Raw genomic sequence first — 26,931 nt, forward strand, 5'->3', positions numbered from 1 at the left:
CTTGCTCAAGCGACTCGTCGGTGTCGAGTCGCTTGAGCCAGCTGTAGATCGTCCGTCGTTGAACGTCGTACCACTCGGCTAGTTCAGTCTGCGAAACACCGTTTTTGTACGCAATTGCGACTAAGAGCCGTTGTGTCGGTTTCTTTTCATCCACGTTGTCGAGGGTGTCTTGCAGTTCCTCGACGGAGATCTCGTCGAGATGATTCACTAGTAGTTGCAACGCACTCTGAGTAAATAATTCTATCGGATACTATAGTGGGCGAGTGTTGACCTTGATATGGCTGTTCCCTTCTAATGTGTCGCTCTTCTCTAGTTCAATTCAGGGCAACCTTGGACTAGAACGTGTCTAGAGCGCTCCAAAGAGCAAAGATTTAATTCGCTAGACGCAGTAGGTGAGTATGAGCAGGTGACACGGGAGACGATGATCCCTCCCTGAAGGGGCATGAGACTCCCGCTGTTGCCTGGTAGGATCCTTCGTGCCGTATCATTCGTCAGCAAGCCGTAGGTCATCTAATAGTGCAACTCCGCTGCCAGAGTCACCGAATCTGAGCTGTCGTGCCCAGGTATACGCTGCGAGATCCGCTAACTGCAGTCCTGGTGTTTGAGCACTGTCTCGGGTTTCGAATACGAGGTTTTCGGGCACGTTTTCGACGACGTCGAGTCCTGCCTCGATCCGTTCGGTGGGCGCTTGCCATACTTGAGCGTCCAATACGACCTTGATCTGGTCGATGCGAGTGAGATCAATCATCTCTGCTTGGACAAGCGGATTCAGTATCGTTGCCAGCGAAATCGATTGGAGAGCCTCGGGGTGGGACGATTCCGCACTCAGATCTGAGCCTCCAAGTGTTTCTTTCAATATCTCAATCCCGAGATTGGGATTGAGATCATGCATCGTAACCCGGAGCGGGAGGCTGCCTGCCCACGGCAACTGCTGGTGTTTTACAGAGGGATCATCATAGGCTGGTCCGCCGTCCAGACACTCGATCACTGAGAGAAGGACCTCTGTGGGAAGCTGGCTACCTTTGAGTTCAGATATTGGTTGTGAACTGTTCCGTAGTGAATTCGCTATCTCCGTCAGCGAGTCGACTGTTGATTGTAACGTTCGAGTGGGATTCGGCTCGTCAGAGATGCACCACGCCCCCGCGACGACGTAGTACTCGCCCGAACTTGGATTGCCAGATTCGTCGACAAAAATATAGAGATACCTCGTCATGGGGCGATGAACTTGTTAATGCAGTCTTCAAATGGATATGCACGCCCCATACTCATAAGTGCTACGGCGTAATAGAATAGAGTACGATGACCGAAGATGATCCACCGGAGCAGGAGAACGGTTCTGATGTCCCGGATTTCGGGATGTCCGCGTTACTGACAGAGAATCAACGGAAGTATCTGACCGGCGAATCGGATATTGAGGCCAAATCGGCGCAGGAACGAGCCATACGGGCACGGATTAGAAACCGGCTCTATCAGAGTGTTCTGGATTTAGGGCTGTTGCAACAACATCTTGAACATCGTGACTTAGCGAAGGCGTTTGAGGATCCAAATGGAACACTGATTTCGGCGACGATTCACGATAATATTGATTCAGCTCTTGGGATCCTCCTCGAAGGGGTAATCGAAAATCGGGGTGAGGACATCGAATCCGTCGGACAGACCGAGGAGATATTGGAGGACGTTCTCGAAGAAGCTCTGACGATAATGTACCTCTCCAGGGGACAGAGCGTGGACCAGGTACATGTGAGTCTTGACGTGGATTTGGGCGAATCTCTTGATGAAATGGCTCAGGAGGATCTTGAACAGCTACGTCCCGAGGAACTCCGACAGTTAGCCATTACCGGACGGATTTCATTTGAAAAATATGAGAAGATATTGATGAATATGTGATCGCCGGTTGGTTTGGCTCCTGATTTTAGAAGCGGAGGATCGTGAAAACCAGTCTGTTAGAAGGAGAACGTCTGTTGCGGGTGGGTCGCTCTTCGAGCATGGAGTTGATCATTTTGCTCGACGAGAACCCGCTCCTCGAGAAGCTGTTGGATGTAATCTCGAGTCTGGTCGAGGATCATTTCCTGTCGTTGGTTTGCACTTTTGACGTTCCCATATGAGTCCGTGAACTCGTCCCAGCCCATGTCGAGAGCGACCTGTCGGGTCATCCCGCCGATCCGAAGCAGTAGGTTGTAAATCTCCTGTAGCACTAAGCTGGCTTCCCACTCAGTCCGCTCGGATGCACTTCGATAGAACGAATTAACGTAGAAGAGTTGGACCCCTCCGCGAATCCGGCGTACGTATTGATCGGGAAGCGTATCGGCAGCTACCGCTAGTTCAGCCGGCGGTCGAATCAGGCCCGGATGGTTCGTTACTGCGTTGTCATAGTCTGCTCCTACGAGGTCTGTACCGCTGTCAGTCGTCATTGGGGGGAGCAGCTGTACAATTCCATCGAGATTGAACAAATCCAAGACTGCATCGAGATCTGAATGAGTCTCTTCACACCCGAGGATTACGTCCGTGTCAATCACCATCCCATTAAGCTCTGCCCGAACTCTACTCTTGATATCGGAGTCTGCTCGTCTATTGATCAAGAGCGGGTTACTCATCGGCTGTTCGTCGATCGAGTAGTCGCAGAGCTGCTGGTACTTTCCGCCGGCTGAAAGATAATCGGCTCCGTTGTACACTTCGACCGGGATGTACTCGTTACGCAGCTGCATGAAGCCGTCGAGTTCGTTGTCGATCCCGTTTAGTCGATGTGGTCGCTCTCCTTTCGGGAGAACATCCATCGCGGTGATGTCTGCTCCGATCTCGTCGTATACCTTGCAGAGTGCGACGTAGGCCGTGAGTTCAGCGAAATCTGAGCTCTCACGTAAGAACTGATTGAACTCTCGTGTCGCTGCTCGAATTTCAGCATCTGGTTCCGGCGGTGGGTCTTCTGGGCGGGTAACAAATGGTATGTCGGATCCACCGAGTGGGATTTTCGTCTTGCCGACCTCTCCGTTGTCGAGCAGATCGCTCAGGATCTCACCAGTGCGGTCTTGGTAGATATCTGCGCCTTCAAGTTCTAATTTGAAGATATTGGCTGGCCAAGCGGGGTGTTCGTCGAGCCGTCGTTCCAGGGTGTTTGCCACGAACTGGCGTTGTTGCTCCCGTTTCGGCGGACTGCTTGATGACCCGCTCATCCCACCACCCTCTTAAAGAAATCCGGGTTCGAGGGGTAGTTCACACCTGTGACCGCCTCCGGTCGCTCATCTACGTATCAATTCATTGCCTGCCTGGTTTGTATAACCACTGGGGCCGAAGACTCTGCGGGATGTAGAACCATTCGTTGGTGCAGACACACGGCAATCGATCCGCTTGAAATATCTATATGATTTCCTATAGTCTAGAACAACCGTCTGTCTGACGTGGTTTTAAGCCTACAGGCTTCACTATAGGAGATACTATAGGGAAACCACAATGAGCGATACACTGCGCGCCGCCGCGTTTCTCGACAAAGGCGGTACCGGGAAGACGACGACGGTCGCCCACCTCGGCGTCGCCCTCGAGGAGCTGGGCCACGAGGTCCTGCTCGTTGATCTCGCCGGGAAGCAGGGCGATCTCGCGAAGCACTTCGGCGTCTGGGGGGACTACCAGGCGCGGATCGAGGCCGACGAAGCGTGGCCGAACATCAGCACGGTCTTCGACGACGCCTGGGGCACGATCGCCGAGAAGCTGGGCGATGACGCCCTTGCTGATCTCGTAGTTCCGACTGCTGAGGGACCGGACCTCATCCCGGCCCATCCCGGCCTCGACACCCTCGACGCCGAACTCGGGAATATCGACGATGCCCGCGAGCGCTACAGTCGTCTCGAACAGTTCCTCGACGAGTACGTCGACCCGCTCGGCTATGATGTCGTCTTGGTTGACCTCCCAGGCATGACGAACAATGTCGCCTACAACGGACTGTGGGCCGCCCGTCACGTCATCACGCCCGTCGAGATGGGGCCCTTCGAGGCCGAGCAGGCTGATGCCCTCCGTCGCGACCTCGGGAAGATTGCCGACAATTTCGCCGTCGACATCGAGCTCGCGCTCGTGCTCCCGAACAAGGTCGATACCCGAACGAATCTCGCCGAGGAGTACCTGGACGCGTTCGAGTCGGAGTATCCGGACGCCATCGCGCCCGACTACGTCCCGTATTCACAGGACATCCGGAACGCGGCGGAACACGGCCAGACCGCGTTTGCGCTCCAGGAGCCGTCGACGACGGCCCGCCGGGCTCGTGAGGCGTATCTCGACGCAGCTGAAACGCTTGTTGCCCGTCTTGGAGGTGAGCACCATGGCTGAAGATGACGACGACCTTGCGGCGCTTCGCGAACAGACGTCCCACGGTGACCGGATCGAGGAAGCTGCTGCCGAAGACGCGAAGCGTGATCTCGTCGAGAACATCCTCGATGAGTTAGAGGCTATCGACGCCGGCGACAAACAGAAGACCATCAGCGTGTGGGATGGACATCTTGCGGCGTTCATTCGCGCACTTGAAGAGAATCCTGACCGTTTGGAGGAGGTCGGCCACGCGCTTCAGCGTCAGCTCGATCTCGAGGAGGGGGACGTCGACCGGAGTGAGATCCTTCGCCTTGCACTCCGTCTCGGGTTCCAGGAGGCAGCTCCCAAAGAGTTCGAGGCAGTTCGGGAGGCGGCCCGCGAACAGGCTACCAAGGGCCTTTAAGCTATAGCTTTCCCTATAGAGAAACCTGTAGCACCCCTGGCCATTCCGTATAGCGATATATGATATATCGTGCCGATTGTATGGAAGTTGAGACTACAGTGGGTTTAGCGAGGCTGTGATGCGTGAATTTGACCGATGCGATCGTAGAAACTACCTCAGATCACTCTCCAAGCGGCCATTCTTGTCACACTTCCGATCGTATGGGTGAATATTCGAGACTTCCAATAGTGTAGCCACTCAGACGGCGCGCTAACCCAGACAGAGTGCCTATCTACCCGATTCCAGTCTCCTTCTTCAGCAGCGTCAGCGTATTGTCGGCCGTCACGATCGGCGAATGTTCATATTCACCGGTCAACTCAACCTGCACCAACAAATCGACTGCTCGCCAAATCGAGTACAGGAGACACGCAAACGCGAAATAAAAGAATCGAAGGCCGAAATTCTTCGACGTAGTGGCGGCCATGAATCGCTTTATCGATCTGTAGCCACTCTCAATTTCCCACCGGTAGCCGTACTCGGTGAGGTGGCCACTGGCCCCATTCGTCATGAACACCGAGTACTGCCGATAATCGTCGTGCTCAGAGTCTTTTTTCCGGCGGTAGATCAGCGTCGTCTCGTGCCACTCGTTCTTCCCAAGATGGAGTTTGCGGTCGGTCTCGTACCGGTCTTGATCGCGCTGGAGCAATCGTTTTGCCTGGGCTTTCTCGCTAGTCTGCATCCGCTTCGGCACGACGTAGGAGAGCCCACGTCGGCTGACCATCTCCAGAACGTGTTGACTATCGAACTCCCGGTCCATCAGGACGTTATCGACGTGAACGAGCTCTTCAGCCGAATCCAGCAAGTCCTCGACGATCTCCTTTCGTGACTCGCCTTTCCGTACCGGGCGGGCATCAAGTACGAGTGGGACAGCGTTGCCGACTAGCTGGACCGTTGCCCACTGGTAGGCGTACTCGTCGGTCTTCTCTTTCGTCCCGATGATCTTATCTTCATGGCCCGTTCTGTTGCCGGTGAAGGGATTGGCTTCGGTGATATCGATGGCGACGATGCCCGCTCGAAAGCACTGCTCCGTCTCCGCGACCTTGTTCAGGAGCCTGTTAACGGCCTGTCGGTACATCTCTCGAATCCGTTCGATCGAGAAATCGCGAATCTGCTCGCGATGGGCGTGACCCAACGGTGTCCGCTCTCGAGTCGACTCGTAGGTGAAGCTACGAGCGCCCTCGTTAGCAGCCAGCCGCTCGCGAAGCCCCAGATACGTCTGTAAGTCCCAGTAGGCGTTCTCGTGGATCTCGCAGCCGTCCCCACGATCCAGCGAAAATGCCGGGAAAACAATGCGGCTGACGTGGTCGGTAATCTTCTCTGCCTGCTTCAACTTAGTTTGATTATCCGGGTCTGACTCACTCGACACGTTCCCGTAGTATCGGAGCTTTCGTGCCGGTTCACGCGGAGTCTCGACACCCGCATTCTGGGCTTTGATGAAGATCGTTCGAGCCGCCGTCTCGGCCGTCTCCCGGAGGTCAGGGGTGAACCGCTCGTGCCAGCTTCGCCACAGTGTCGACTGGTCTGGGATCGTCTCGAAACCTAGTTGCTCGCAGAGTTCAGGACGGGTCCCGAGGTAGTCGACGAGCGCTGTTTCGTGCTCCCACCCGTGGAGTTCTTTCAGTACGAACACCCGAAAGAGGGTGTCCATACGGTAGCGGGTCGACCCCTCATACCGATCGTGGACGCTGAACCGGAAGTAGGCTAGCGGGAGTACACAGACGAACTCCTCGACGGATTCGTGACTATCGTGGTCAAACCACGTCTCTGAGACTGTCCGGATATCGGATTCCAGTCCAGCGAGCGACGTTCGATCGTATAGTGGTGTCGAATTATACGCCGGCCACTCACCGTATTGTCGTTGGGCGATCCGTCGAAAGACAGTTCGGCGAGACATAAGAGTCGAAGCCACTACGAGATACTGAACCGTACACGCTCAAGAACACGTCCACATCTAGAGGAAATCCGGAAGACGACTACTACAGGTATCCTCTGTGTATGAGTTCTGCCTCCAAATCGACATGCGCTGCACCAGCTTTCCCGTCACAACGCTAGTCGATCATCGCCCCCGAAATCTCCGCGAATTCAGCGTATTAGTCGCGCACCGCGTCCAAGGGGGCTGCCACGCAGCACCCCTCTGATCGGAGGTCATTACATAGTAGACCGAGCGAAACGCCGCTATGGACCCCATTGAGTGAGAATTCACAACCGGCAATTATGTATCAAGCTACGCCAACTCTATTCAAGGCCCCTCGAAGAAAACTAGCGAGACTCCGGTTGAACATGACGGAAGCAAATTCTAGGAAGATAGTAATCCGCGGTCAAGGAGTCACGGCCGTCAGCAAAATCAGACCCTGAATACATAGTCGTCGTGTCTCTTCCAAGCTGGTCGTCTGCCACTGGAGGTGTGCTCGATAAGTCAGTTACGTTCGGTTTGGTCCGAAACTGGTGCGCTGACGGCGCCGATACCCAGTCGGTAGATCGCCGTATTCGCGAGCCGAACTGTACATTTGGATATACTTACCGGATGATGGTATCTCGAGTGCGGAAGAAATTCAACTGAACGATCTAACCCACTTATGCCCTCAGACGGCGTAATAAAGTCTGAGAGCGATGAAATCTAGCACTTCTGTCGATATCGAACCGAACCGCATTGGGGGCCGCTCCGCGACGGCCGCCGGAGTTATCATCGCGATACTCGGACTCCTCGCCGTGGTTTTTCCCCTAATTACGGGAATCTCCGTGTCGATTTTGCTCGGCGCAGTTCTCGTCGTCGGCGCGCTCGTGCACGCCGCGAACGCCTTCTCGGCGGGGACGCTTGGGAACGTGCTCGGGCAAGCGGTACTCGCCGTCCTCTACGGCTTCGCGGGGATTGCGTTCATTGCGAACCCGGTCGTCGGACTGGCGACGTTGACCCTCCTGGCCATCGCCTTTTTCCTTGCCGATGGCCTCGTCGAGATCGCGTGGGGGCTACGAAGTCGCGGACAGCCCGGAACCACGTGGCTTCTCGCCAGCGGTGGCATCTCGCTCCTGCTCGCCGGGTTCCTCTGGCTTGGCTTCCCGAGCAGCGCGGGCTGGGCCATCGGCGTCCTCCTCGGCGTGAACCTGCTCGTGACGGGGGTCTCGATGATCCTCGTCGGACGCGGAACCGGTGAGCCGATCGCGCCAGACGTTCCACGAGGGAGTCAGGGGTGACCCTGACAGTTACTCTGGCCGGTAACGATCAGAACATAGTGGGCCACGTAGACCCAGGGGTCACGCTGATTCGCCAGATACAGAACGGGACTGAAACAACTCGAACCGGCGGTCATCTGAACCACCCTCCCGGTCGAGAACGAGGAGCACTTCTGGGGGGCCTTCGCTCCCGAAGCCACCGAAGCCCGACCACCGGCGTCGAATCGCCAGAGGGGGCTCTCATTCAATCTACCGCTCCGCGCGGTAATGCACGGGTTCCACTCCGCTCTCGCCCGCCCCAGAGTCGGACAGTAGCAATCGCTGCCAAGCCTCGCTGGCTGTTAGGGGCTGTTCCACAGGAGTCGTGCGAAACGCTGTCACCCGTCGGCACGATTCGCGACTGGCGTGTCAAGGAGGAAAACCGAACATGAGCCAACAGTTACCCGAGGAATGGTTTGTCAGGGACAGTCGGATCAACGCGGCTATCTCTTGGTTGCTCGTTATCGCGCTCGTCGTCGTAGCAATAACTGCGCTCTTCGAGCTCCTTTTCGTCCGGATGGCACTGGCGGCTCTCGCGGCGTTCGTCGCCATCGCCCCGGCGCTCGTAAGCAGAGCATGGACCCGTACGGTCCCGTGGCCGCTCCTGCTAATCTGTACGATTCCCCTGTCTGTCGGGGGCATCGGCCTCAGTTTTCTCGCCGACTTCGTCACCGGTCTCAGCATCGCAGCGCTGGGAATGCTCGTTGTCGTCTCGCTCCAGCTGACGGGACGGGTTCGAATGACGCCGAACTTTGCCGTGTTTTTCGTCGTGCTTGCCACACTGGCGACAGCGGGGTTTTGGGCGGTCGGCTCGGCGGTTTCGTCTCAGTATCTCGGAACAGTCTTCGTCGAGACCAACGACGACCTGATGATGATCTTCACTGCCGCGACGCTCGCGGGGTTCGTCGCCGGCGGTCTCTTCAGAGGATACTTCCGGCACCGGCTCCGGGCCAATCTCGACCGTATCGGTGGCGAAGGGGTGAGCGCTTGATGAGCAGCAGAACCAAGGTGCTGGTCTCCGGGCGCACACAAGCCGCACTCGTTAGGCTTCTTCAGTTGATGATGGTTGTCCTCCTCGGTATCGGGTTGTACGTTGGAGACGCCTCGATCATGACTAATGCCACGATCGGCCTGTTGGTCACGCAGTTACCGGCAGTACTGGAGCGAAAATACGAGATTACTATGAACGTGGGACTCGTCCTCTGGATCACGCTGGCGATGTCTCTACACGCGCTCGGAACGGTGCCGCTTCCCGGGCTCGATTTCGAGAGTCTGTACGGTGCGACGTGGTGGTGGGATCATATGACACACGCGCTGTCCTCGTCGCTGGTCGTCGGATCGGCCTATGCAATAACGCGAGCCTTTCAAGAACATACCGAACACCTCCACATGGGCCCGAAGTTCACCCTCGTGTATCTCCTGATTTTCGTGATGGCCTTCGGCGTTTTCTGGGAACTCATCGAGTTCTACGTCGCTATCGGTGCACAGGTGCTTGGTATCCCTCGAGTTCTCACCCAGTACGGCCTCGATGACACTGTTCTCGATCTCGTCTACAACTCGATCGGTGGCCTGCTGGTCGCCATCTTCGGGACGACGTACTTGATCGGCATCTCCGACCAATTGCGGGGCCGACTTGAGTCAGGGTCAACGGATCGCTGACTCACGCGTCACATCCCAGTCACTGCCTTGTTGCGTGCGAGATGGACAGCGCGTATCTCGCACGGGGGCAATTCGTGAATGTGGCAATAAAATCGTTTAGTCGGCGGCGACTTCCAGATACGGGAGCATGCCCGCAGCCTGGTCACGCAGCTCGACGACCTGCCGGTCTCGGTCGTACTCGATGGCGCCGCCGTTGGCCAGCATCGGGAGATGAGTGTGGAAGAGACTCGTGCAGATGCGCTCGTAGCGGTCGTGGGTGTGCTCACCTTCGAGGAGAGCGATCTGGTCGGCCACGTCGCTCACCGAGGTAGTACCGACCTGGGTGGCGAGATACTGAACGGCGATTCGGCGGCGGTGGTGGGACAGCAGCTTGAACACCCCTGACACCGCCTGCTCGGCGTCGATATCCCCCGGAGTGTTATCGTTGGTTTTGATTGTCATCAAAGTTTCTTACCTCTCCGTTCGTTTCGCCTTTCCAACCGGTCTTGTTGGTATGGCTATGGGAGGTACATCAGACTCTCAGGGGGGAGGTGTCTTAATTATATGTACCACATACGCCGCTAAAGTTACGTGTAGAGAATATATTCGAGCCAGGTACAGATACGCTACCTGATGGGTTTCCGACAGAGAGCATCACTGGTCGACGAAGTCGCCGCCGTTCTCGGGCGGGACAGCGCCACTGGTTTTCTCGATGACGACCCGCCAGTCCGGCACCAGGTCCGATGAAGAGGTGATCTCCCATGTGTCTTCGATCTCGGTACCCTCTGCGAAAGAGTCCCGCAACAGCGTAGCGAGGGCTCGCTCGAAGGTCTCGGGGGAAGAGTCTGAATTTCCGTCGTTCGATGTGGTCATTGTCGTACTGGGCGCGACCCGCAGGATAGGAACCTATGACTGCCGGCGGCCGTGTATATCCCACAGCCGTCTTGCGTATTTAAAGTTCGCTGTCCACGAGTCTCGCTTCGAACGAACACCGTCCCCGGCGGCACGTGAGCGGACGCCCCTATCGGCTGCTTCAGTCGCACAATGCCGAATCGAACTGCTCTGTTGAATAGCAGTCTAATTGGTCGATGTCACCGCGTTAGAAGGGTGAAGCCGAGAAAATCAAATCCTGTCCATGGAAGTCGACCTCCTCGACTTCGTTGAGCAGTCTCGGCACCTAGCCAAACAACCACCTTCCGGACGCTCCGGAGCGCGCACCCAGCGTGGGGGTCCGGCCGAGGACGGAGTAAAAGACTATTCTCGGGGGCGACGACTCCACTAGGAGAGATGTTGCTCGTGTTACAGGGTCCGGGGGTGGCGTTCGAGTCACTCCCGATCGTGCCCGTCCTGTCGGCCCTCGCGCTGGCGATCGTCCACCTCCTCGTCGGCCAGGGAGCCGACACGAAGACGTGGGTGGGCCGGTCAGTGCTGTCGGCCGCCGGGGAGCGGCCGTCGCGTACGTGTTCGTCCTGCTTCTGCCAGAAATAGCGCACTTCGCGGCCGAGGACCCGCGGGTCTCCGCGGGCTCCGTCACTGAGGGGGCGATCTACGGCGTCGCGCTCGCCGGGTTCGTCGTGTTCTACGGGCTGGAGGTCCTCGCTGCCCGAACCACGGCCAAGCGATCCGACCCGCTGCCAGGCGTGTTCTGGGGCTACATCACTGTCTTCGCCCTCTACAGCGGCCTTATCGGCTACCTACTGTTCCACCAGGAGCTCCCGGGCGTCGTCAACCTCCTGCTGTACACGGTCGCGATGGGACTGCACTTCAGCATCACCGACTACGGGATGCGCCGCCACCTCGGGACACAGTACGATCGCGTGGGGCGGTGGGTCCTCGCGGGTGCGACCCTCGCCGGTGCCACGGTCGGGTTGGCCACGGTAGGTCAACCACTCGTCGTTACCGGGCTGTTCGCGTTCGTCTCCGGCGGCATCATCCTCAACGTCATCAAAGAGGAGCTTCCTAATCCCCAACAGGGCCGGTTCCTCTTTTTTGTCGGCGGCGCAGTCGGGTACGCCATCGTCGTCGCACTCATTTGAGTCCATCCCGGGTCAGTTGCAACCGGGCGAGGGTGACGACGCCCGACCGGGCACCCGTTACGACGAGTGCCCTCCCTTCCGCGGGGACTGGACCGGCGATCAAAAACGTCGCGTCGTCGTCGAACTCGGTGTCTGCCGCCTGCACGGTGATGCATACGGGTAATTGACCGGGTCCAATCCCGATTCCACAACGGCCGAACGGCCGTCTCCCTACCGATACCCTCCGGTCAGATCGCCGTCTTCCACAATCGATTCGACCGCTTCGGCGGTTCCGAAGCGGTCCGTACGGCCGCGCTGGAGGCACGCCAGAACGATCACGAGGTTACGCTGTTCATCCGCTCGTTCCCGTCGTCCGAGACTCTCGGGGAGTATCTGGGGTCGGCCCCCGATCTCAACAGGTTCACGATGCGGACGATCGCGGACACATCGTTCGGACCCTTGCTCGCCGCAGTCGGGGCGGCCGGCGAGCGAGCGCCTCGTCAACCTGCTTGGGCGGCACCGTTGGGGGCTCCACAGGCGCGATCCGGAACACTTCGGCATCGCCGTCGCGGAACAGGTCGCGAGCGGGGTCGTGCCGTTCGTCCCGGATTGTGGCGGCCAGCGCGAAATCGTCGGCGAGGACCCGCGCTTGCTCTACGACTCGGCCGACAAGACCATCGAACAGATCGACCGGCTGCTCTCCGATCTAGCGTCCCAGCGGGCCCTCCGGGGCGGCAGCTTCGTCGGCATCGTCGGAATAACTTTTAGCCAGCGAGACCATCCCCTCCGCGAAGCGGGAGGTTACGTTCGTACCAACCGCAACTCTCCCGCTGCAACTGCTTCGATTTCCCGACCCGTTACGTCGCTGTCCGGCGATTCAGTAGAGCCCCTTCACTAACATAGAACCACTGTGTGAGTCGCTGTGACGGTGACTCAGTATCTATCAACTGGGCAATTCAAAGGCTACTATAGACGCAGGTGCCTCGCAAGCGATCCTCTCCTCGCGGAATCGTGCGAGTCGGCCGTCTGATTCAGTTCCACTCCCGACACATGCCGGCGGAATAACGAATGTTAAGCCTTCACTCCGCCTAAAACAGGCATGGCAACTAACTGGAGAGCCGTCCTGATCGGGTTCGTCGTCATGGTCGTCGTCGGGTCGTTCGGTGGCATCGTGATTCCGGTCTTCGGCACCATCGGCGGGGGCATCATCGGCGGCTTCATCGCAGGGTACATCGCTGGCGGGGGCATATGGAACGGCACGTGGAACGGGCTGGTCGCCGGTGGATTCGGCGGAATCGTCGGCGCGTTCCTTCTATCGCTTGTCGGTGTACTGGTCGGCGTCCTCGCAGGGCCAGTCGGAAGCATACTGGCCGGTGCGGGTGTGTTCGTCCTCGGCGCCGTCGTCGCACTGCTGTTCGCTATTCCGAGTGGGATCGCCGGTGCTCTCGGCGGGTGGCTGAAAGGGTCGCCGCGGGACCGCGCTGTCGAACGCCCTCGATCGTCTGCTCGCTGAGGGCTTCGAGACCCGAGCGGCCGCCGCTCGTCAGCCCGAGCCCACAACCCTTCGACGACTCTCGTCGGATGCCGGTGTGTCGCTGCGGGCTGATCGTTCTAGAGAGAAAACAGGGCGAGTGCCTCGGGGCTTGACCCCGAGGCGGCTCACCCGACGCGATTTTCTCCCAAGCGACTGCACCCGTCCGCCAGCGTGTCGCCACTACCGATGCCCGCGGTCGTCTCCACCCGACTCCACATCGTCCTCGTCCTCTCCCCCGCCCACGCTCTCGTTCTCGAGTCGGCGGTCCGGGTCAGTGAACGTGACCAGCACGCCACGCTGGGTCTGCGTCCGTTCGACGTCACCCGTCGCGACGAGGCCGTCGAGCACCCGTCGCGTGTGAGCTGGCGACCAGTCCAACTCCTCTTCCAGCACGTCCTCGAAGACGCGCCCGTTGTTCCGGTGGAGGAGCGAGATGACCTCCTCGCCGTCGCCTCGTGGCGCCTCCGCCGACACCGGGTCGGACCGGTTCCGCCTGCGAAGGACCCCAAACGCCGCGAGTCCCAGGACGAACACCAGCAGCAGTCCAAGCCACGGGAGCAGGCTGTTCGAACTGCCGCTCCCACCGGCGCTTTCGTCGCCGTCACCAGCTTCGGTCGCTGGTGGTTCGGTCTCCGCGGGTGCCTCGGTCGACTCCGGTGTCGACTCTGGAGTCGTCGGGGTTTCGGTCACCTGTGGCGTCGCGCTGCCGTTTCCATCACCGGGCAGGCCCTCGAACCCAGAACAGCCGGCGAGCACCATCATCAAGACGGCGACGAGGACAGCCAGTGACGTTCGACGCACCGATTGTCCATCGCGTCTCGGCTTCACGTGTCATATATAGAAGGTGCCATACAAAGTTACTCATCCCTTAATAGAGTGGACCACGGGTCAGTGGTGAGAAGTATCGACATATACGAGCAGGCCCGCCGAGAGCGCGAAAGCCGATGTACGTCGGGCCCCGACCAACCGGGGGCGCGAGCACGAGCAATCAGGGATACGGACGCGGTCCAGGTACCGCGCCGACCGTCGGATTCCTGACCCCGCCAGCCCTCGGCGCGATCACGAGGCCTGGGCCACCGGGAGGGTGAGTACCGATGACCGCCGGTCGAGCATACCGCGGCGAACGCTGGCTGTAATCCCGCGAGTGATTTCGACCTATCTACCCGGTCATAGTGCGATGAACCCACAACGGATGTGTTGAAACAGCCCTCAGTCAGTCTCCAGTCGCAGCTTCCTCTACGGGAGAGGCGTTCGTGACCTCGATACCCCCCGAGAGTTCCGTATTGTGATACGGAATGTCGATTCCCTCGGCGTCGAAGCGCTCCTTGACCGCTTCAACAAACTGCGAACGGATCACCGCGTAGCTACGCTCCGACGGGTCGATCCAGATTCGTCCGGAGAGAACGACCGCCGAGTCGCCCAGGTCCGTGACGGGGGCTGTCGGTTCCGGGTCTGCGAGGGCGCCGTCGATACGAGCGCCCTCCTCGACGATGGCGTCCCGTGCCTGGTCGATGTCGTCGTCGTATCCGATGCCGAACCCGACCGACACTCGGCGTCGATCGTTCGCGACGTTGTTGACGACTGCCGCGTTGGCGAGGTCGCTGTTCGGCACCGTCACCAGTTCGTTGTCGAACGTGTCCAGCTTCGTCACCCGCATCTTGATCTCTCGAACGACGCCGTCCTTCCCGTCCCACTCGATCCAGTCGCCGACTGCGAACGGTTTGTCCTGGATGATGAACACACCGGCGACGAAGTTGGCGATGAGGTCCTGTGCGGCGAAACCGACCGCGAGCGTGATCGCACCACCCAGGGTTGCAAACGCGGCGAGTACGGTCCCGAAACCTGCTATCGTTGCAGCGATCGCGATTGCGAACACAGTCGTCACGATGACGGTCATACTCAAGGCGAATCCGATGAGCGTCTCGTCGAAGCCCCGACGATGCAGGCTGTTCTCTACTGCCCGAACCGAGACAGATCGCCCGATCCGGTAGACGACGAAGAACACGATGGTGAACGTCAGGATCGTCGTTATCGTATCGATGAGTGCCGGGACGTACTGCTGGAAGTCGATCGCTGGCCCCTGCTGCAATGGTAACATACCAGCTAATGGGTAGGGCCGCTGGCGCTAAGTAAGTAACAGCGTACGAGCGGGCGGCGCTTCATGCATTCCCGGAATTGCGTGGTAAGAACGCCGAAACCACGAGCGTGAGAGCCGCGAATACGACGAGGAGTAGCAACGTCGCGCGCTGGGCACCGACGAATGCGGCCTCGAAGACCCCGTCGAGCAGTGCCCGCTCTGCAGGGGTCAACCCGGCGAGGAACGCCTGTCGGGTCGCCTCGGTCGCCGTCTCTGCGGCCTGTTGGAGTGCCAGGGCGAGTTCGTCGCGTCGGGGCACCGACACTGCGACGTCCGTCGCCCGGAACGTGCCATCTATCACGCCACGGTAGAACTGCCCGAGCAGGAAGGCGCCAACGATGGCCGTCCCGAGCGCGTACGCGAGCATCCCAGTCGCGTTCATGACGCCCGAGGCCTCCGAGGAGTTCGCCTGGGGGACCGCCGACAGCGTCGAGTTGACGAGCTGCGGTGTCATGAGCCCGATGCCGACGCCGACGACCGCCATCGGGACGGCCATGCTCCGCACCGTCTGGTCCGGGCTCGTGTCCTGGAACAGCAACAGGAGGCCGACGCCCATCAGCACAGCCCCGACCTGGACGAGGGTCTTCGGCGCCACGTACGCCCGCCAGCCGGTGGTGAACGTCGAGACGAGGAGCGTCCCGACGGAGAACGGAAGCATCGCGACCCCGGCCTCGAAGGCGGTGTAGCCGAGGCCGGACTGAAGGTACACCGGGACGATGAAGATGAACCCGGCCATGACGAGCGCCCGGGCGCCGAAGGTCAGCGAGCCTGCGGTGAAGGTGCGGTTCGAGAGCATACCCATCGGGACGAGCGGCGAGCGGCCTGCCCGCTCGAGGCGGTACTCGTACTGGACGAACGCGGCGAACGCGAGCAGGCCCAGGCCGATGGTCCACAGCGCCGGCGACGTCCCGAAGGGATTGAACTGGACGCCGAAGGCGACGAACGGGCGCGTCGCGACCAGCCACCCGAACTTGCCGGCGAGGAGGAAGCCGACGACGAGTGACGTCGCGCCGACGACGGAGAGCACGGTCCCCCCGACGTCGAGCGGGTCGGGATCGGACGTCAGCGGGGCGGCGCTCACGTAGCGAACGAACACCAGCGCGACGGCGACGACGACCGCCTCGAGGGCGAATCCCCACCGCCAGCTCGCGAACGTCGTCAACGCCCCACCGAATATCGGCCCGACGGCCGCGCCCGCCGCGCTCACGCCCGCCAGCACCCCGAGGGCCCTCGCGCGGTCTTTCCCATCGTAGGTGACGATGAGGACGGTGAACGTCAGCGGCATCAACACGGCGGCCGCAGCTCCTTCGACGAACGACCAGCCGAAGTACAGGACGGCGGGATTCCAGGCGACGGCCGCCAGCAGCGACCCGGCGGCGTAGACGACGAGCGTCACCTGCATGAGCCGCCGAACGCCGTAAATTGACGGGAGCTTTCCGCCGGGGAGCATCAGTGCCGCCATCACGAGCGAGTAGACCGCGATCGCGCCCTGGATGACGGGGACGGTGGTGTTCAGGTCCGACACGATAGCCGGGATGGCGACGTTCATCAGGGTCGAGTCGATGACCGCGATGAACATCGATAAGCTCACCGCGATAGCCGGCCCCCAGTATGCCAGCGTCCCCTGCTGTCGGTCCGGGGCATCGACTCCGTCCCGGGAGTCGCTCGATCCGGTGCTCATCGGAACGTTCCCGAGCGGGCCGATCGCTCGCGTCCTCGATCTCGCTGTCGGTCTCCCCCGTGGCTGCGTCCCACTCGTGAGTTGCTCCATCCGATGCGGGCGACAAAGGGGTGGTCGTGCCTTGCGGTGGCGTGGTCCTCGATGGAGCCAGGAGCGAACGAGCGGCTTCTCTCGAGGATCGGCGAGGCGGTTCGAGGCATATGAGTGTGAGCAGTCGAGGCTGCGGTCGTCAGGAACGGGGAAATGGAACCGGGTTCCGTCCGGGGACCGAGCATGCAGTGGGGCTACGTGTCAGCGATTTACCCGGCGACTTCTTCCGCGGCGAAGGTCTCACGGAGGCGCTCGTCGTCTTCCGGGGAGAGGTTCGTGTCCATGATCTCGAAGTCGTACTCGAAGTCCGACAGTTCCTCCTTGATGCGGTCGAGGTTGCCGCCCTGGGTCAGCAGGAACAGAGCGGAGTTTCCGGGCTCGATCGCGTCCCGCACCTCCTTGATAAAGTCGTCGTCGATGCCGATATCACCGAGTTTCCCCGAGAGCGCGCCGGCGGTGGCGCCGGCGAGCAGCCCGAGCCACGGAGCGAAGAACAGCAACCCGATGAGCATGCCCCAGAAGGCACCGCCCAGTGCTCCCGCACCGACGAGACTGCGGGCTTGCTTGACTTTGGCCTTTCCCTTCTTGTTACGTTTGACGACCGCCGCGTCCGCAATGGTGATCAACTCTCGTTTCTGGAGGTCGTACATCCTGTCGCGCATGGCTTCAGCGCCGTCCATGTCGCCGAATCTGAGTACAACAAGTGAACTCACACCCCTACTACACTGTCAGAGGACTTAGTTAGAGACAGTCGTTAGAACGAAAGGTTTGCTTACCTCCCCGCGCGTCCTGCAGTAGGATCCGAGAAGGGAATCGATCCGATCTCCGTGGTCTCGGAATGTCGACAAAGAGGAGCACCGACTCGGGGGGAAGACTATTTCGCTGTGTGCTGGTTTCGGCGCGGACTCCTCGGACGCCCGCTCGTATATGCCGAGCTTTCTCACCGATGGTTCGATCACCGCTTGCGTAACGTAGTAATAACTATATCCGACACCCCTCAGACATCGGCATGTCCGCGTCCGGGAGATCGACCTTCGACACGACGGGGACGCGAGACCGTTGTCTCCGAGGATGTCACCGGCCGCATTGCCGTCACGACGTCATCCACCTCGGTGGTCGGTATCTGGCGGCCACAATGCGGTTCGAACCGATGCGACCGGTCGTTCGACGCGCCGGAGAGACACGGATCGTAACCGACCAGGTCGAATCGAGGGGCTGTGACTCCAGAAACCAGGGCAGCGAGTAGCGATATGGCCGACGTGTACTACTTCATCAGCGACCTCCACGTCGGCGGGGACGAGCAGCTCCAGCAGGTGGATTTCCTCGACGAACTGCTCGCGTTTCTCGAGGATCTCGAACACAGCGACGAGGACGCCGAACTGATAATCAACGGCGACGCGTTCGGGCTCTGGGAGTTCACGGAGGTCGAGGGGCCGGCAAAGTTCGACGCGCTCCTCGACCGCTACCCCGAACTGTTCGAGCAACTCGAAGTGACTGGCCGGGAGATACCGATCACGCTCATCCCGGGGAACCACGACTACGAACTCGCGGCCTACCCGGAGTACGTGGAGCGACTGGCGGAGTACAATGTCACACTGGAGCAGGAGGTGTCGATCGAGCGGACAGTCGGTGATTCGGTCGTTCACGTCGAACACGGCATGCAAGAGGATCCGAACAACCGGATCCCCGACTTCGGGAATCCGTATGCGAACCCACCGGGCTACTTCGTGAACCGACAGATAACGAGTCGCGCGGGGCAGCTCTCCGGTCGTGGGAAGTACAACTGGCTGAAGGATATCCAGGCCGTGACGCCAATGACCGAGATCCCCGACTGGCTAATCTCGAACTACTTCTATCGGGAGATGAGTTCGTGGCTGCGGTTCTCGGTCGTGCCGTTCCTCCTCCTGTTCAACGTGGGTCTGCTGTACGTCGCGATATTCGCGCTCGACTGGTTCGACGTGTGGTCGCTACCACTCACCCTGGTCGAGGAACTACTCGGCTTCTTCGGGCCGGCCGGGCAACTGGTCGAACTCGTTCTCGCCGGAAATCTGGTCATCATCGTGCTGTTGCTGGCGATTTCCATCCCGCTCGCCGTGTTCGTGTGGGATGCGCGAAAGACACTCAGGCGGTTCGGCCTCGTCCGATCGCCAACTGACCGGGAACCCGTCGAGAAATACCTCGACCGGGCCAGAGACGTGTTCGCGTCCGAACCGAGGGTCGCCGTGTACGTCTACGGGCACACGCACCGGCCGTCGGCGACCGAAGTCGACGGTCGACTCGTCATCAACACTGGGACGTGGCTGAAACGCCTCCATCGAGTCGACCCGCTCCTCGGGGTTCTCCCACCGGTCTACTACGCCTCCTACCAGCTCAACTACTTCCGTCTCTCCGCGGCCGACGACGGCGACGTCCTCGTCGAGTACGAGATAATCGAGAAACCGGATCCGGACGACGAGACGTGGCTCCAGCAGCTGCTCACCCGATCGCTGCGACGACAACGAGAACTCCCCGACAAGACGGTGGTGAACCGGCCCCGGGAGCGGGGTTCGCAACTGGACGAGTCGGAGGTCACGGAGTGAGTGGCGCTTCGATGCCCCTCGTGAATCCGGTCCCCATACCCGATGGAAAGAACCACGATCTGACAAATAATTCTATAAGAGATTGAGGAGCTATATTCATCTGCGCGAAACCGGAACAATCAGTGACACAACGATCAGGAACGTCTCCAGGGGGCCGGAATGTCCTCTAGTCTACTAGCCGAATAGTCCGTCCAACGCACTTGAGAGCGAGTTCTGTGGCCGAACGATGATTCGACAGTACCTGACAATGCATAGTCTCTGCAAAAACGGGATACTGTATCTGTTCGGTAAATACAAAATTCTGTACAATTACCAAAAACAGGATGTTAGTAACAATATAGTTATAACTCCAAGTCACGGCTATGGGATTCACAAATACCCTCGTGTTGCAGATCGATGCCCCGGGCGTTCCAGACTATCTCCAAGAGGCCATCGCGGGGGTCATCAACTTCCTGCCCCAGCTCCTCGGCGCAGTAGTCATTCTGCTCATCGGTTGGGTCATCGGTCGCCTCGTCGGCGGAGGCGTCCGACGCGTCGCCGACCGGACCGAGGTCGATCGACTTGTTATGAAAACGCCGCTCGGCGGTGCGCTGGGTGGGACTGAGAAAGCGGTCTCGCGAAGTATCGGTCGCGTCGGCGCATATTTCGTGTACGCACTGGCGATACTCGCGGCGGCCGACGCCCTCGCGGTCGAACTCCTCTCGGAGTGGATCGCGGTTGCCGTCTCGTACCTGCCGGCATTCGTCGCCGGTGCGCTCGTCATCGTCCTCGGATTCGTGCTCGCTGACTTCCTGGCCGACGTCGTCGCGCACACGAAAACGATCACGGAGACCAGCTACACTGACATCTTCGCCGATGGAATGCGTGTGTTCCTGTACTTCGTTGCAATCGTTATCGGGCTGGGCACGATGGGGGTCGACGTGCAGATCCTCAATACGTTCGCACAGGCCGCGGCCTGGGGCCTGGCTGCCGGCGTCGCTCTCGCCGTCGGTATCGCGTTCGGCCTCGGCGGCCGAGACTACGTCGCCGCCAACATCGGTGACTGGCTCCCCGGACGCTCGCCCGACACCCAACCGTCCCCGATTGGCCAAACCGATGGTGGCGAGGAATCACTCGACTGAATTCAACGACACCGTCCCGAACGTCTTCGGGATTGGTCCAAAGTCGGGGCGTAAGACGTTCGCCGACCGGACGAACTCGTGTCTTCGCTCACCTATCACCGACCACTGTCCGTATTAGCAGTATATAATGCCCGAAGATCCACCGAACGATCCGAACGCAACGGCCCCGTCGAACGCATCGTCCGTCGAACAGTTTGAGCCGACGTTGAGATGGATCCCGTCCGATCCCGGTCGCGCGGTCCTCTGGCTCGTCGCTATCGCGACGGTCGCCGGGCTCCTGTACGTCGGGTGGAGGTTCGTCGGCACTGTCGTGATGGGACTGTTCATCTACTACGTCACGCGCCCGGTGTTCCGACGCATCAACACCCGTCTCCAGTCACGGACCATCGCCGTCGCCGTCACGTTGCTGACGGCGGTATTACCGCTACTGTTCATCATCGGCTGGGCGTTCGCGATCCTCATCGGGTCGCTGACGGACCTGCTGGAGTCGGACGTCTTTGGAGAGTTCGAGACGCTCGTGCAACCATACCTCGATATCACCGCTCTGCTCGCTGATTTCGGGCAGTATCTCGAAGCGGTGGTCGCAGACCCTGCCCGACTCGCCGACATTCAGTTCGGACCGGCTCTGGGAGAGATCGCGGATTCGGTGCTTTCGTCGGTCGGAGTGGCGTTCAACGCGGGAATCCACGGATTCATCGTTCTCATCCTGGTGTTCTATCTCCTGCGGGACGACTACCGTATCAGTCGCTGGGCACGCGATACGTTCGTCGAGGACGGCGGGGTACTTGAGACGTACTTCACGACAGTCGACGCCGACCTCCACAACGTCTATTTCGGAAATATCCTGAACGCCCTGTTGACCGGGGTGCTCGCGGCGACGGTTTACTCGCTCCTCAACGTCGTCGCCCCCCAGGTGACTCGGATCCCCGAGGCGGCCTTCCTCGGTCTGCTCGTGGGAGTTGCAAGCCTCATTCCAGTCATCGGCATCAAGATCGTGACCTGGCCTGTGGGCGCGTACCTTCTCGGACGCGCGCTCTGGCTCGACCCTCAGGCTCTCTGGTTCCCCGTCGTGTTCTTCTTGGTCTCGTTCGTCGTCGTGGACTACATTCCCGACCAACTGCTCCGGCCCTACGTCAGCGGACGGACACTCCACGTCGGCGCCGTGATGCTCGCATACACTATCGGTCCGCTTCTGTTCGGTTGGTACGGAATTTTCTTGGCGCCGCTCCTGTTCGTCATGACGTTCGAGTTCGGACGGATAATCTTCCCGTGGCTGCTCGACTCCGAGCGGACTTCAGTTGCGTCCCCGTCTGCCCCCCACCCGCCAGAAGAGGGTACGGAACCAGTGGAGACCACCTCGACGGACGAGGCAATCGACGAACGACCCAGGGACACCTGCGCGGACCGACGACCGCCCGGCATTGCCGACGAGACAAAGTCGAGCAAGGGCGAGTAGTCGATGTGCAGTGGCTGCGTCTCTCCGTGTCGGGACTCCGCGGCGTCCCCGGCTGTCGAGTCCGACGCCGTCTCGAACATCTCTCGAGAGAGCGCATCACTCACCGTCCCAGTCGTTGCTCCGGGTCCTCGGTGGGTAGGCGGGATTATTGCGGTGGGATCGGCTGTGGTGGAGAGGGACTCTGTTTTTTCTCGCGAGTAGCGGCTCCGCTCCGTGGGTGGCTGAGTTCGAGTTGAGATCATCGATTGAAAAGAAACAGTCTCAGCAATCATGCTCGCTCTGCGGCCGATGCATTGGGAGGGCCAGTCTCAACTATTGGATTGTAACAGTAGTTGAGACCGCTTTTCTCAATGCATACGTAGCCACAGTCGTGTGATGGGCATCTTTGTTAGCCGACCACCCTCAGTGCCGCTGAACAAAGTTTAGATTGAATCAAAAACTCGATTATACGCAACTAATGAGGCCTCTTATGGGGGAGTAGCAGTATCGACATACTATGTCGGACTCACGCGTGGCCTTTCTCAAAGTCTCTTGGGCCAATGTGCTATTAAATGCCCTGAAAATCGGTGTCGAGGGCGCACTCGGACTGCTTACGGGGAGCCTCGCACTCACCGCTGACGCAGCGCACTCCGTCGCTGACCTTCTCGCAAGCGGTGTCGTCTTGGTCTGGGGCCGATCCGCTTTCGACGATGCTGACGACTCACATCCACATGGACACAATCGGTTCGAACCTCTCTCTGCGCTCTTCGTTGGCGGCGTCCTCGTTCTTCTCGGACTCAAACTGTTGTACGATTCAGGTCACTCGATTCTTACTGGAGTCTCTGCCGAGTACAGTATCTGGCTCGTACTTGGACTCCTGTTCGCACTAGGTGATATGTATCTCTGTTACTGGTATACGCAATACAAAAACCAAGAACTCCAGTTACCAAGTCTTCGAGCGCTTGCCGCTGACAGCCTCAATGATCTCTATACCACCGGTGCAGCGCTTGTGGGTGTTCTGGGTATGGCTGTCGGCTACCCAATTTTTGACGCGATTGCGGGCGGCATTGTGAGTCTGCTCGTCATCCACCAAGGCGTAGACATCTCTCGTGAGAATATTCAGTACCTTGCTGATAGTGCACCACCCGAATCAGAACAGGAAGAAATCAAACAGCAGATTCGAGAGCACGCTGCCGTTCACGGGATTCACGATTTCGTTGCGTACTACTCCGGGCACATGGTCGAGGTCGAGTTCCATGCTGAAGTAGACAAAAATCTAACTGTGGTTGAGGCACACGATCTCGAATCAGATCTTCGCCAACGTGTCCGTGAGGTCGAATCAGTTTCAGACGTCCACGTCCATCTTGATCCCGCTGGACTCGGCGAATGGAAAGACGCTGATGATTCGGCAACTTCGCCCGCATGAGCTGTTCTCGATACTGCAAACTACAGTCCTTCTGTTGGGCAGTTAGATTGGCTCTTCCCATATCGCAGCCACGATCTCGTAGTGACTGGGACCAGTAAACCCCAGCGTAGTGTTTTTCGCCGGATCGCACGCCGGCAGCACATTGAGTGGCCCAAATATTACTCGACGCCGCTATACGATCGTACCTCGCTTGGTGGATTAGAATCGGACGTTCGAGTCGTCTCGAGTGTCTGGTTTACGCATCCAGATCATGACTCACTCGAACAGTTCGTCTGCGAACTTCCGATAGCCTACTTCAGGTTCGAGGCCCATGATCGCTACGGAAGGTCGACACGCTACGAGATGGATACCCTCTTTCGTGTGTTCGTGCTGAAGGAACTCCACGGTTGGACGCACGAAACATCTCTCGTCGAGTACCTCGATAGCCACCCCGAACTTTGTGAACGCCTCGAGTTGGGGACGGTTCCGGATCAATCGACACTGTGGCGCACTTGGAACGAGCGCTTCACGCGAGATCTTCTCGAGACTGTTCAGGAAGCGGCTCGAATAATCTTGATTAAAGCGCAGAACGCGGGTGTCGCTGTACCACGCGACCCAGAGCGAAACCTCCCGGATCGAGGCGGCGACGCTACTGAATCGGACCCTGACGACCAGGCCATCCTTGACAAGGCAGAGACGATTACAAAGCACGTCAGTCGCGTCGTGTTCCCCGCGTTCTCGCTCAACCGTGGCGAGGGCTGTGAGATTCCTGAGAACGCCTACTGGGGCTTACAGACCTACTTGGGGCTCCGTGAGAACTTGGCGGCCAACGAGGGCGCTCGCAGCTTCATTCATGAGTCGACGCGTGATCGAACACCACTCGGACACGGCCATCGCGAGCAGATTCGCGATCTCTCCATCGAGCAAATCCGCGAGATGTACCGACAGGGGATTCGACAGCTCACCGACGAGCTCGCAGAAACGGAGGAGTTCTTCCGGGCGGGTATTGTCGCCATCGACATCACCGAGGACGATCCCTTCACGGGCGACCGAACCGGCCACGAGGACGAGATTATCGGGACGAAGGAGAAGAATGACGAGTACGCCTACCAGTGGGCCACGGTCCAGTTGGTCGGTAACGCAGTCCCGCTCGTCCTTGATGCCCGCCCGGTACGGAAAGGCGAGTCACGTAAGGAAATCGTTGAAGATCTACTTGACTCCGCTGAGGACCTCGTTCACGTCGATAACGTCCTGATGGATCGGGAGTTCGATAGTCAGCACGTCCTGGAGATGATCAGCCAGCGTGGACTGTCGTACGTCGTGCCGAAGCGGATGCAGACGAGCGAGAAAGCCCAGGCCAAGCGGTTGCTCCAGCGCCATCAAGACCGGTACGAGACCGATCGGAAACTCCATCTCGGGAAGAACGAGTGGCATGAGACGACGCTGATCTACCGACGCAAAGAGAACTCTGAGCACGACGACTATCGACAGTACTCGGTGTTCATGTCCAACCGGGGTGGCGGTTTTCTCAGTGAGTACGGCTACCGGTGGGAGATTGAGAGTGGCTATCGGTCGATCAAGCGATTCATGGCCGCGACGACGTCGACGAATTTCGGACTGCGGTTCTTCTACTTCGCTTTCGCGTGTCTCTTGTACTCGATCTGGCGAGCGGTTGATCTACTCGTCCAAGTCGAGTTGACCGGTGAATACGAGCACTCCCCCATTGTGACGGCCGACAATACGCTGACGCTGCTGAAGAAGGAGACTGGAATTGGATAGGGCGGTACTCTGTCCGGGCAATGCGGATTCCTGAGTGGCAACGCTGTCGGGATTCTTGGAAATTCACAGGTCTAGTTGGTAGTACAACACGAGAAGACCATCGAGAGAAGATCTGGAGTAGATTCGCCTCAAAAAATCGCCCGAAACCACGCATTACAGCCCCGCTAAACCCGGTGTAGTCTCAACTTCCAAACCACTGGAAATCGTATAGCGAGATATAGTTTATCACTTCGGGTTTCGGGTTTTCAGGCCCTCAAAATACCGAATTCTGGTGAATAGTAGGATATCCAGTTTACTATGTCTTAGAACACAAAGACACAGTAAGTATTAGTGGATGGCCGCCGTCTCCGCATCCGAACCGATGACGACCGCCGAGACTGGGGGTTCAGGAGCCGAGACCGACATCAAGGCCGCGATCGACGCGCGACTCGCCAGCCTCGACTCCGGGAACTACCGCGCGAACAACAGACTCGTCCTGTGTACGTTCGCCGAGTACCTAGAGAACCACCGCGGCGTGACGACCCTCGAAGGGCTGGACGTCCTCGACTGCCGCCGATACGCCCAGTGGCTCCGCGAACGAGTCCACGACGACGAAGACGACCTCTCGGCGGCCTCAGCTCACGCGAACGGCCCGTACTTCACCATCGTCCGAGCCTTCCTCGGCTGGTGCGTCGACGACGAGCGTCTCGATTCTAACCCAGCTCGTCCAAACAGGGTGAAACAGGAACTCCCTGAACACCACGGTGATCACGACCGCCAGTTCTGGTCCGCCGAGGCCCGCGAAGAACTGCTCGGTTTCGTGAACGAACGGGCTCACGCCGCACTCGACGAATCAGCCGACGTTCGAGAGCGAGCCTTTCGGGACCGAGCAATCGTGACGATGCTCGCTCTCACCGGCGCTCGCGGCGCCGAACTGTTCAACGACCCGCGCGACGAACACCGTGACGGACTCCAGTGGCGCGATGTGGATCTCGACCGTGGCGTCGCCGAGGTCTTCGGGAAGACCCGCGAACAGCAGCCCATTCCCCTGACCGACCAAGTAGTCGATAGCCTGAAGCGGTACCGAACTGTTCTCAACCCCCCGACCGTGGACTGGCCGGTGTTTCCGACTCGCCACCACCCTTCACTCGCGGATGCCGTCGAAACCGGGCTTAAACGGCGCGGCTGGGATGAAGATGACATCGAGTCTGTCGTGGTTGAGGCGACCTCTATGGAACTCCTCCGAGAGCACGAGATCGCGCCACCGGCGCTTTCGAAGAACGGTGCCCGTTCCATGATGAAGCGACTCTGTGAGGGCGCTGAGATTCATATCGACGGCGAGTATCTGAAGCCGCACGGAGGGCGCAGAGGTTTCGGCAGTGATCTCTACGCCCAGGATGCCGAGCTGGCACAGGAAACGCTCCGACACGAGTCCATCGAGACCACACACGAGTCCTACCGCGAACAGAACGTCATTGAGCGCCGCAAACGTCTAGAGCAATTACTAGACAAGTAATACGGTACCGGATATATTCCAGTATAATCCGCACCAGAGACATAACGCAGATAGTTGGGATAACCCATACGGCCCCT

The 26,931-nt window shown here is 59.3% G+C and carries 24 protein-coding genes; 14 read left to right on the top strand and 10 right to left on the bottom strand.

Going from position 1 to position 26,931, the window contains the following annotated elements:
* On the bottom strand, window positions 1-208 hold a 208-nt coding region (locus ACMGFG_RS19410), incomplete at its 3' end, for a helix-turn-helix domain-containing protein (RefSeq protein WP_436931965.1).
* A gap of 276 nt (window positions 209-484) precedes the next feature.
* Window positions 485-1,213, bottom strand: a complete 729-nt coding sequence (locus tag ACMGFG_RS19415; RefSeq protein ID WP_436931966.1) for a DUF3800 domain-containing protein — start codon at window positions 1,211-1,213, stop codon at window positions 485-487.
* Between the two features lie 86 nt (window positions 1,214-1,299).
* On the opposite strand from ACMGFG_RS19415, the gene ACMGFG_RS19420 reads away from it, so the two are divergent.
* Complete coding sequence (locus tag ACMGFG_RS19420) at window positions 1,300-1,887, top strand: DUF8102 family protein (RefSeq protein ID WP_436931967.1); 588 nt, start codon at window positions 1,300-1,302, stop codon at window positions 1,885-1,887.
* Window positions 1,888-1,943: 56 nt separating this feature from the next.
* Here ACMGFG_RS19420 and ACMGFG_RS19425 read toward each other — a convergent pair whose 3' ends face one another.
* On the bottom strand, window positions 1,944-3,119 hold the full coding sequence (locus tag ACMGFG_RS19425; protein ID WP_436931968.1) for a hypothetical protein: 1,176 nt from the start codon (window positions 3,117-3,119) through the stop codon (window positions 1,944-1,946).
* A 328-nt stretch (window positions 3,120-3,447) separates the two neighbouring features.
* Between ACMGFG_RS19425 and ACMGFG_RS19430 the strand changes: the two genes are divergently transcribed.
* Both ACMGFG_RS19430 and ACMGFG_RS19435 read left to right on the top strand, forming a co-directional pair.
* Window positions 3,448-4,314: a ParA family protein gene (locus tag ACMGFG_RS19430; RefSeq protein WP_436931969.1), complete on the top strand. Its 867-nt coding sequence runs from the start codon at window positions 3,448-3,450 to the stop codon at window positions 4,312-4,314.
* The gene (locus tag ACMGFG_RS19435) at window positions 4,307-4,696 is read left to right on the top strand and encodes a DUF8115 family protein (RefSeq protein ID WP_436931970.1); all 390 of its coding nucleotides are present in this window, start codon (window positions 4,307-4,309) and stop codon (window positions 4,694-4,696) included. Before ACMGFG_RS19430 ends, ACMGFG_RS19435 begins: the two co-directional genes overlap by 8 nt.
* Before the next feature lie 271 nt (window positions 4,697-4,967).
* Here ACMGFG_RS19435 and ACMGFG_RS19440 read toward each other — a convergent pair whose 3' ends face one another.
* Window positions 4,968-6,644 (bottom strand): transposase, encoded by a 1,677-nt coding sequence (locus ACMGFG_RS19440; protein WP_436931971.1) that lies wholly within the window; start codon window positions 6,642-6,644, stop codon window positions 4,968-4,970.
* Window positions 6,645-7,345: 701 nt separating this feature from the next.
* Between ACMGFG_RS19440 and ACMGFG_RS19445 the strand changes: the two genes are divergently transcribed.
* The 3 genes from ACMGFG_RS19445 (at window position 7,346) to ACMGFG_RS19455 (ending at window position 9,604) form a co-directional block, all read left to right on the top strand.
* Window positions 7,346-7,927 (top strand): HdeD family acid-resistance protein, encoded by a 582-nt coding sequence (locus tag ACMGFG_RS19445; protein WP_436931972.1) that lies wholly within the window; start codon window positions 7,346-7,348, stop codon window positions 7,925-7,927.
* Window positions 7,928-8,333: 406 nt separating this feature from the next.
* Window positions 8,334-8,936 (top strand): hypothetical protein, encoded by a 603-nt coding sequence (locus ACMGFG_RS19450; protein WP_436931973.1) that lies wholly within the window; start codon window positions 8,334-8,336, stop codon window positions 8,934-8,936.
* Window positions 8,936-9,604 (top strand): DUF2238 domain-containing protein, encoded by a 669-nt coding sequence (locus tag ACMGFG_RS19455; RefSeq protein WP_436931974.1) that lies wholly within the window; start codon window positions 8,936-8,938, stop codon window positions 9,602-9,604. Before ACMGFG_RS19450 ends, ACMGFG_RS19455 begins: the two co-directional genes overlap by 1 nt.
* Before the next feature lie 96 nt (window positions 9,605-9,700).
* Here ACMGFG_RS19455 and ACMGFG_RS19460 read toward each other — a convergent pair whose 3' ends face one another.
* Together ACMGFG_RS19460 and ACMGFG_RS19465 are read right to left on the bottom strand one after the other, a co-directional pair.
* Window positions 9,701-10,045 carry a DUF7344 domain-containing protein gene (locus ACMGFG_RS19460; RefSeq protein WP_436931975.1) on the bottom strand — a complete coding sequence of 115 codons (345 nt, stop codon included), beginning with the start codon at window positions 10,043-10,045 and terminating at the stop codon, window positions 9,701-9,703.
* 192 nt (window positions 10,046-10,237) lie between these two features.
* Window positions 10,238-10,456, bottom strand: a complete 219-nt coding sequence (locus ACMGFG_RS19465; protein WP_436931976.1) for a hypothetical protein — start codon at window positions 10,454-10,456, stop codon at window positions 10,238-10,240.
* Between the two features lie 587 nt (window positions 10,457-11,043).
* On the opposite strand from ACMGFG_RS19465, the gene ACMGFG_RS19470 reads away from it, so the two are divergent.
* Both ACMGFG_RS19470 and ACMGFG_RS19475 read left to right on the top strand, forming a co-directional pair.
* Window positions 11,044-11,619, top strand: a complete 576-nt coding sequence (locus tag ACMGFG_RS19470) for a hypothetical protein (RefSeq protein ID WP_436931977.1) — start codon at window positions 11,044-11,046, stop codon at window positions 11,617-11,619.
* Window positions 11,620-12,697: 1,078 nt separating this feature from the next.
* Window positions 12,698-13,111, top strand: coding sequence for a DUF5518 domain-containing protein (locus ACMGFG_RS19475; RefSeq protein WP_436931978.1), 414 nt, complete (start codon window positions 12,698-12,700; stop codon window positions 13,109-13,111).
* A gap of 201 nt (window positions 13,112-13,312) precedes the next feature.
* On the opposite strand, the gene ACMGFG_RS19480 is transcribed toward ACMGFG_RS19475, so the two are convergent.
* The 4 genes from ACMGFG_RS19480 to ACMGFG_RS19495 form a co-directional block, all read right to left on the bottom strand.
* Window positions 13,313-13,933 carry a helix-turn-helix transcriptional regulator gene (locus ACMGFG_RS19480; protein ID WP_436931979.1) on the bottom strand — a complete coding sequence of 207 codons (621 nt, stop codon included), beginning with the start codon at window positions 13,931-13,933 and terminating at the stop codon, window positions 13,313-13,315.
* Window positions 13,934-14,345: 412 nt separating this feature from the next.
* Window positions 14,346-15,230, bottom strand: coding sequence for a mechanosensitive ion channel family protein (locus tag ACMGFG_RS19485; RefSeq protein WP_436931980.1), 885 nt, complete (start codon window positions 15,228-15,230; stop codon window positions 14,346-14,348).
* Window positions 15,231-15,291: 61 nt separating this feature from the next.
* Window positions 15,292-16,950 (bottom strand): MFS transporter, encoded by a 1,659-nt coding sequence (locus tag ACMGFG_RS19490; RefSeq protein WP_436931981.1) that lies wholly within the window; start codon window positions 16,948-16,950, stop codon window positions 15,292-15,294.
* 299 nt (window positions 16,951-17,249) lie between these two features.
* Window positions 17,250-17,720, bottom strand: a complete 471-nt coding sequence (locus tag ACMGFG_RS19495) for a DUF1269 domain-containing protein (protein WP_436931982.1) — start codon at window positions 17,718-17,720, stop codon at window positions 17,250-17,252.
* 570 nt (window positions 17,721-18,290) lie between these two features.
* Here ACMGFG_RS19495 and ACMGFG_RS19500 point away from each other — a divergent pair.
* From ACMGFG_RS19500 to ACMGFG_RS19525, 6 genes are all read left to right on the top strand, one after another.
* Window positions 18,291-19,619, top strand: coding sequence for a metallophosphoesterase (locus tag ACMGFG_RS19500; RefSeq protein WP_436931983.1), 1,329 nt, complete (start codon window positions 18,291-18,293; stop codon window positions 19,617-19,619).
* Window positions 19,620-19,981: 362 nt separating this feature from the next.
* The gene (locus ACMGFG_RS19505; protein WP_436931984.1) at window positions 19,982-20,740 is read left to right on the top strand and encodes a mechanosensitive ion channel family protein; all 759 of its coding nucleotides are present in this window, start codon (window positions 19,982-19,984) and stop codon (window positions 20,738-20,740) included.
* A gap of 127 nt (window positions 20,741-20,867) precedes the next feature.
* The gene (locus ACMGFG_RS19510) at window positions 20,868-22,196 is read left to right on the top strand and encodes an AI-2E family transporter (protein WP_436931985.1); all 1,329 of its coding nucleotides are present in this window, start codon (window positions 20,868-20,870) and stop codon (window positions 22,194-22,196) included.
* A gap of 496 nt (window positions 22,197-22,692) precedes the next feature.
* The gene (locus ACMGFG_RS19515) at window positions 22,693-23,601 is read left to right on the top strand and encodes a cation diffusion facilitator family transporter (RefSeq protein ID WP_436931986.1); all 909 of its coding nucleotides are present in this window, start codon (window positions 22,693-22,695) and stop codon (window positions 23,599-23,601) included.
* Between the two features lie 360 nt (window positions 23,602-23,961).
* Complete coding sequence (locus ACMGFG_RS19520) at window positions 23,962-25,359, top strand: transposase (protein ID WP_436931987.1); 1,398 nt, start codon at window positions 23,962-23,964, stop codon at window positions 25,357-25,359.
* A gap of 361 nt (window positions 25,360-25,720) precedes the next feature.
* A complete protein-coding gene (locus ACMGFG_RS19525; protein WP_436931988.1) occupies window positions 25,721-26,854 on the top strand; it encodes a tyrosine-type recombinase/integrase in 1,134 nt (377 codons plus the stop codon).
* Window positions 26,855-26,931: the final 77 nt, after the last annotated feature.

This window comes from Halosimplex halobium, from assembly GCF_051414055.1.
GTDB classification, from domain to species: Archaea; Halobacteriota; Halobacteria; order Halobacteriales; family Haloarculaceae; genus Halosimplex; species Halosimplex halobium.

Bases quoted from the DNA above. Each gene is read 5' to 3' on its own strand.
- ACMGFG_RS19445 (WP_436931972.1), top strand. From the start codon at position 7,346: ATGAAATCTAGCACTTCTGTCGATATCGAACCGAACCGCATTGGGGGC.
- ACMGFG_RS19490 (WP_436931981.1), bottom strand. From the start codon at position 16,950: ATGAGCACCGGATCGAGCGACTCCCGGGACGGAGTCGATGCCCCGGAC.
- ACMGFG_RS19495 (WP_436931982.1), bottom strand. From the start codon at position 17,720: ATGGACGGCGCTGAAGCCATGCGCGACAGGATGTACGACCTCCAGAAA.
- ACMGFG_RS19430 (WP_436931969.1), top strand. From the start codon at position 3,448: ATGAGCGATACACTGCGCGCCGCCGCGTTTCTCGACAAAGGCGGTACC.
- ACMGFG_RS19435 (WP_436931970.1), top strand. From the start codon at position 4,307: ATGGCTGAAGATGACGACGACCTTGCGGCGCTTCGCGAACAGACGTCC.
- ACMGFG_RS19510 (WP_436931985.1), top strand. From the start codon at position 20,868: ATGCCCGAAGATCCACCGAACGATCCGAACGCAACGGCCCCGTCGAAC.
- ACMGFG_RS19455 (WP_436931974.1), top strand. From the start codon at position 8,936: ATGAGCAGCAGAACCAAGGTGCTGGTCTCCGGGCGCACACAAGCCGCA.
- ACMGFG_RS19485 (WP_436931980.1), bottom strand. From the start codon at position 15,230: ATGTTACCATTGCAGCAGGGGCCAGCGATCGACTTCCAGCAGTACGTC.
- ACMGFG_RS19450 (WP_436931973.1), top strand. From the start codon at position 8,334: ATGAGCCAACAGTTACCCGAGGAATGGTTTGTCAGGGACAGTCGGATC.
- ACMGFG_RS19465 (WP_436931976.1), bottom strand. From the start codon at position 10,456: ATGACCACATCGAACGACGGAAATTCAGACTCTTCCCCCGAGACCTTC.
- ACMGFG_RS19525 (WP_436931988.1), top strand. From the start codon at position 25,721: ATGACGACCGCCGAGACTGGGGGTTCAGGAGCCGAGACCGACATCAAG.
- ACMGFG_RS19500 (WP_436931983.1), top strand. From the start codon at position 18,291: ATGGCCGACGTGTACTACTTCATCAGCGACCTCCACGTCGGCGGGGAC.
- ACMGFG_RS19515 (WP_436931986.1), top strand. From the start codon at position 22,693: ATGTCGGACTCACGCGTGGCCTTTCTCAAAGTCTCTTGGGCCAATGTG.
- ACMGFG_RS19505 (WP_436931984.1), top strand. From the start codon at position 19,982: ATGGGATTCACAAATACCCTCGTGTTGCAGATCGATGCCCCGGGCGTT.
- ACMGFG_RS19475 (WP_436931978.1), top strand. From the start codon at position 12,698: ATGGCAACTAACTGGAGAGCCGTCCTGATCGGGTTCGTCGTCATGGTC.
- ACMGFG_RS19420 (WP_436931967.1), top strand. From the start codon at position 1,300: ATGACCGAAGATGATCCACCGGAGCAGGAGAACGGTTCTGATGTCCCG.
- ACMGFG_RS19415 (WP_436931966.1), bottom strand. From the start codon at position 1,213: ATGACGAGGTATCTCTATATTTTTGTCGACGAATCTGGCAATCCAAGT.
- ACMGFG_RS19460 (WP_436931975.1), bottom strand. From the start codon at position 10,045: ATGACAATCAAAACCAACGATAACACTCCGGGGGATATCGACGCCGAG.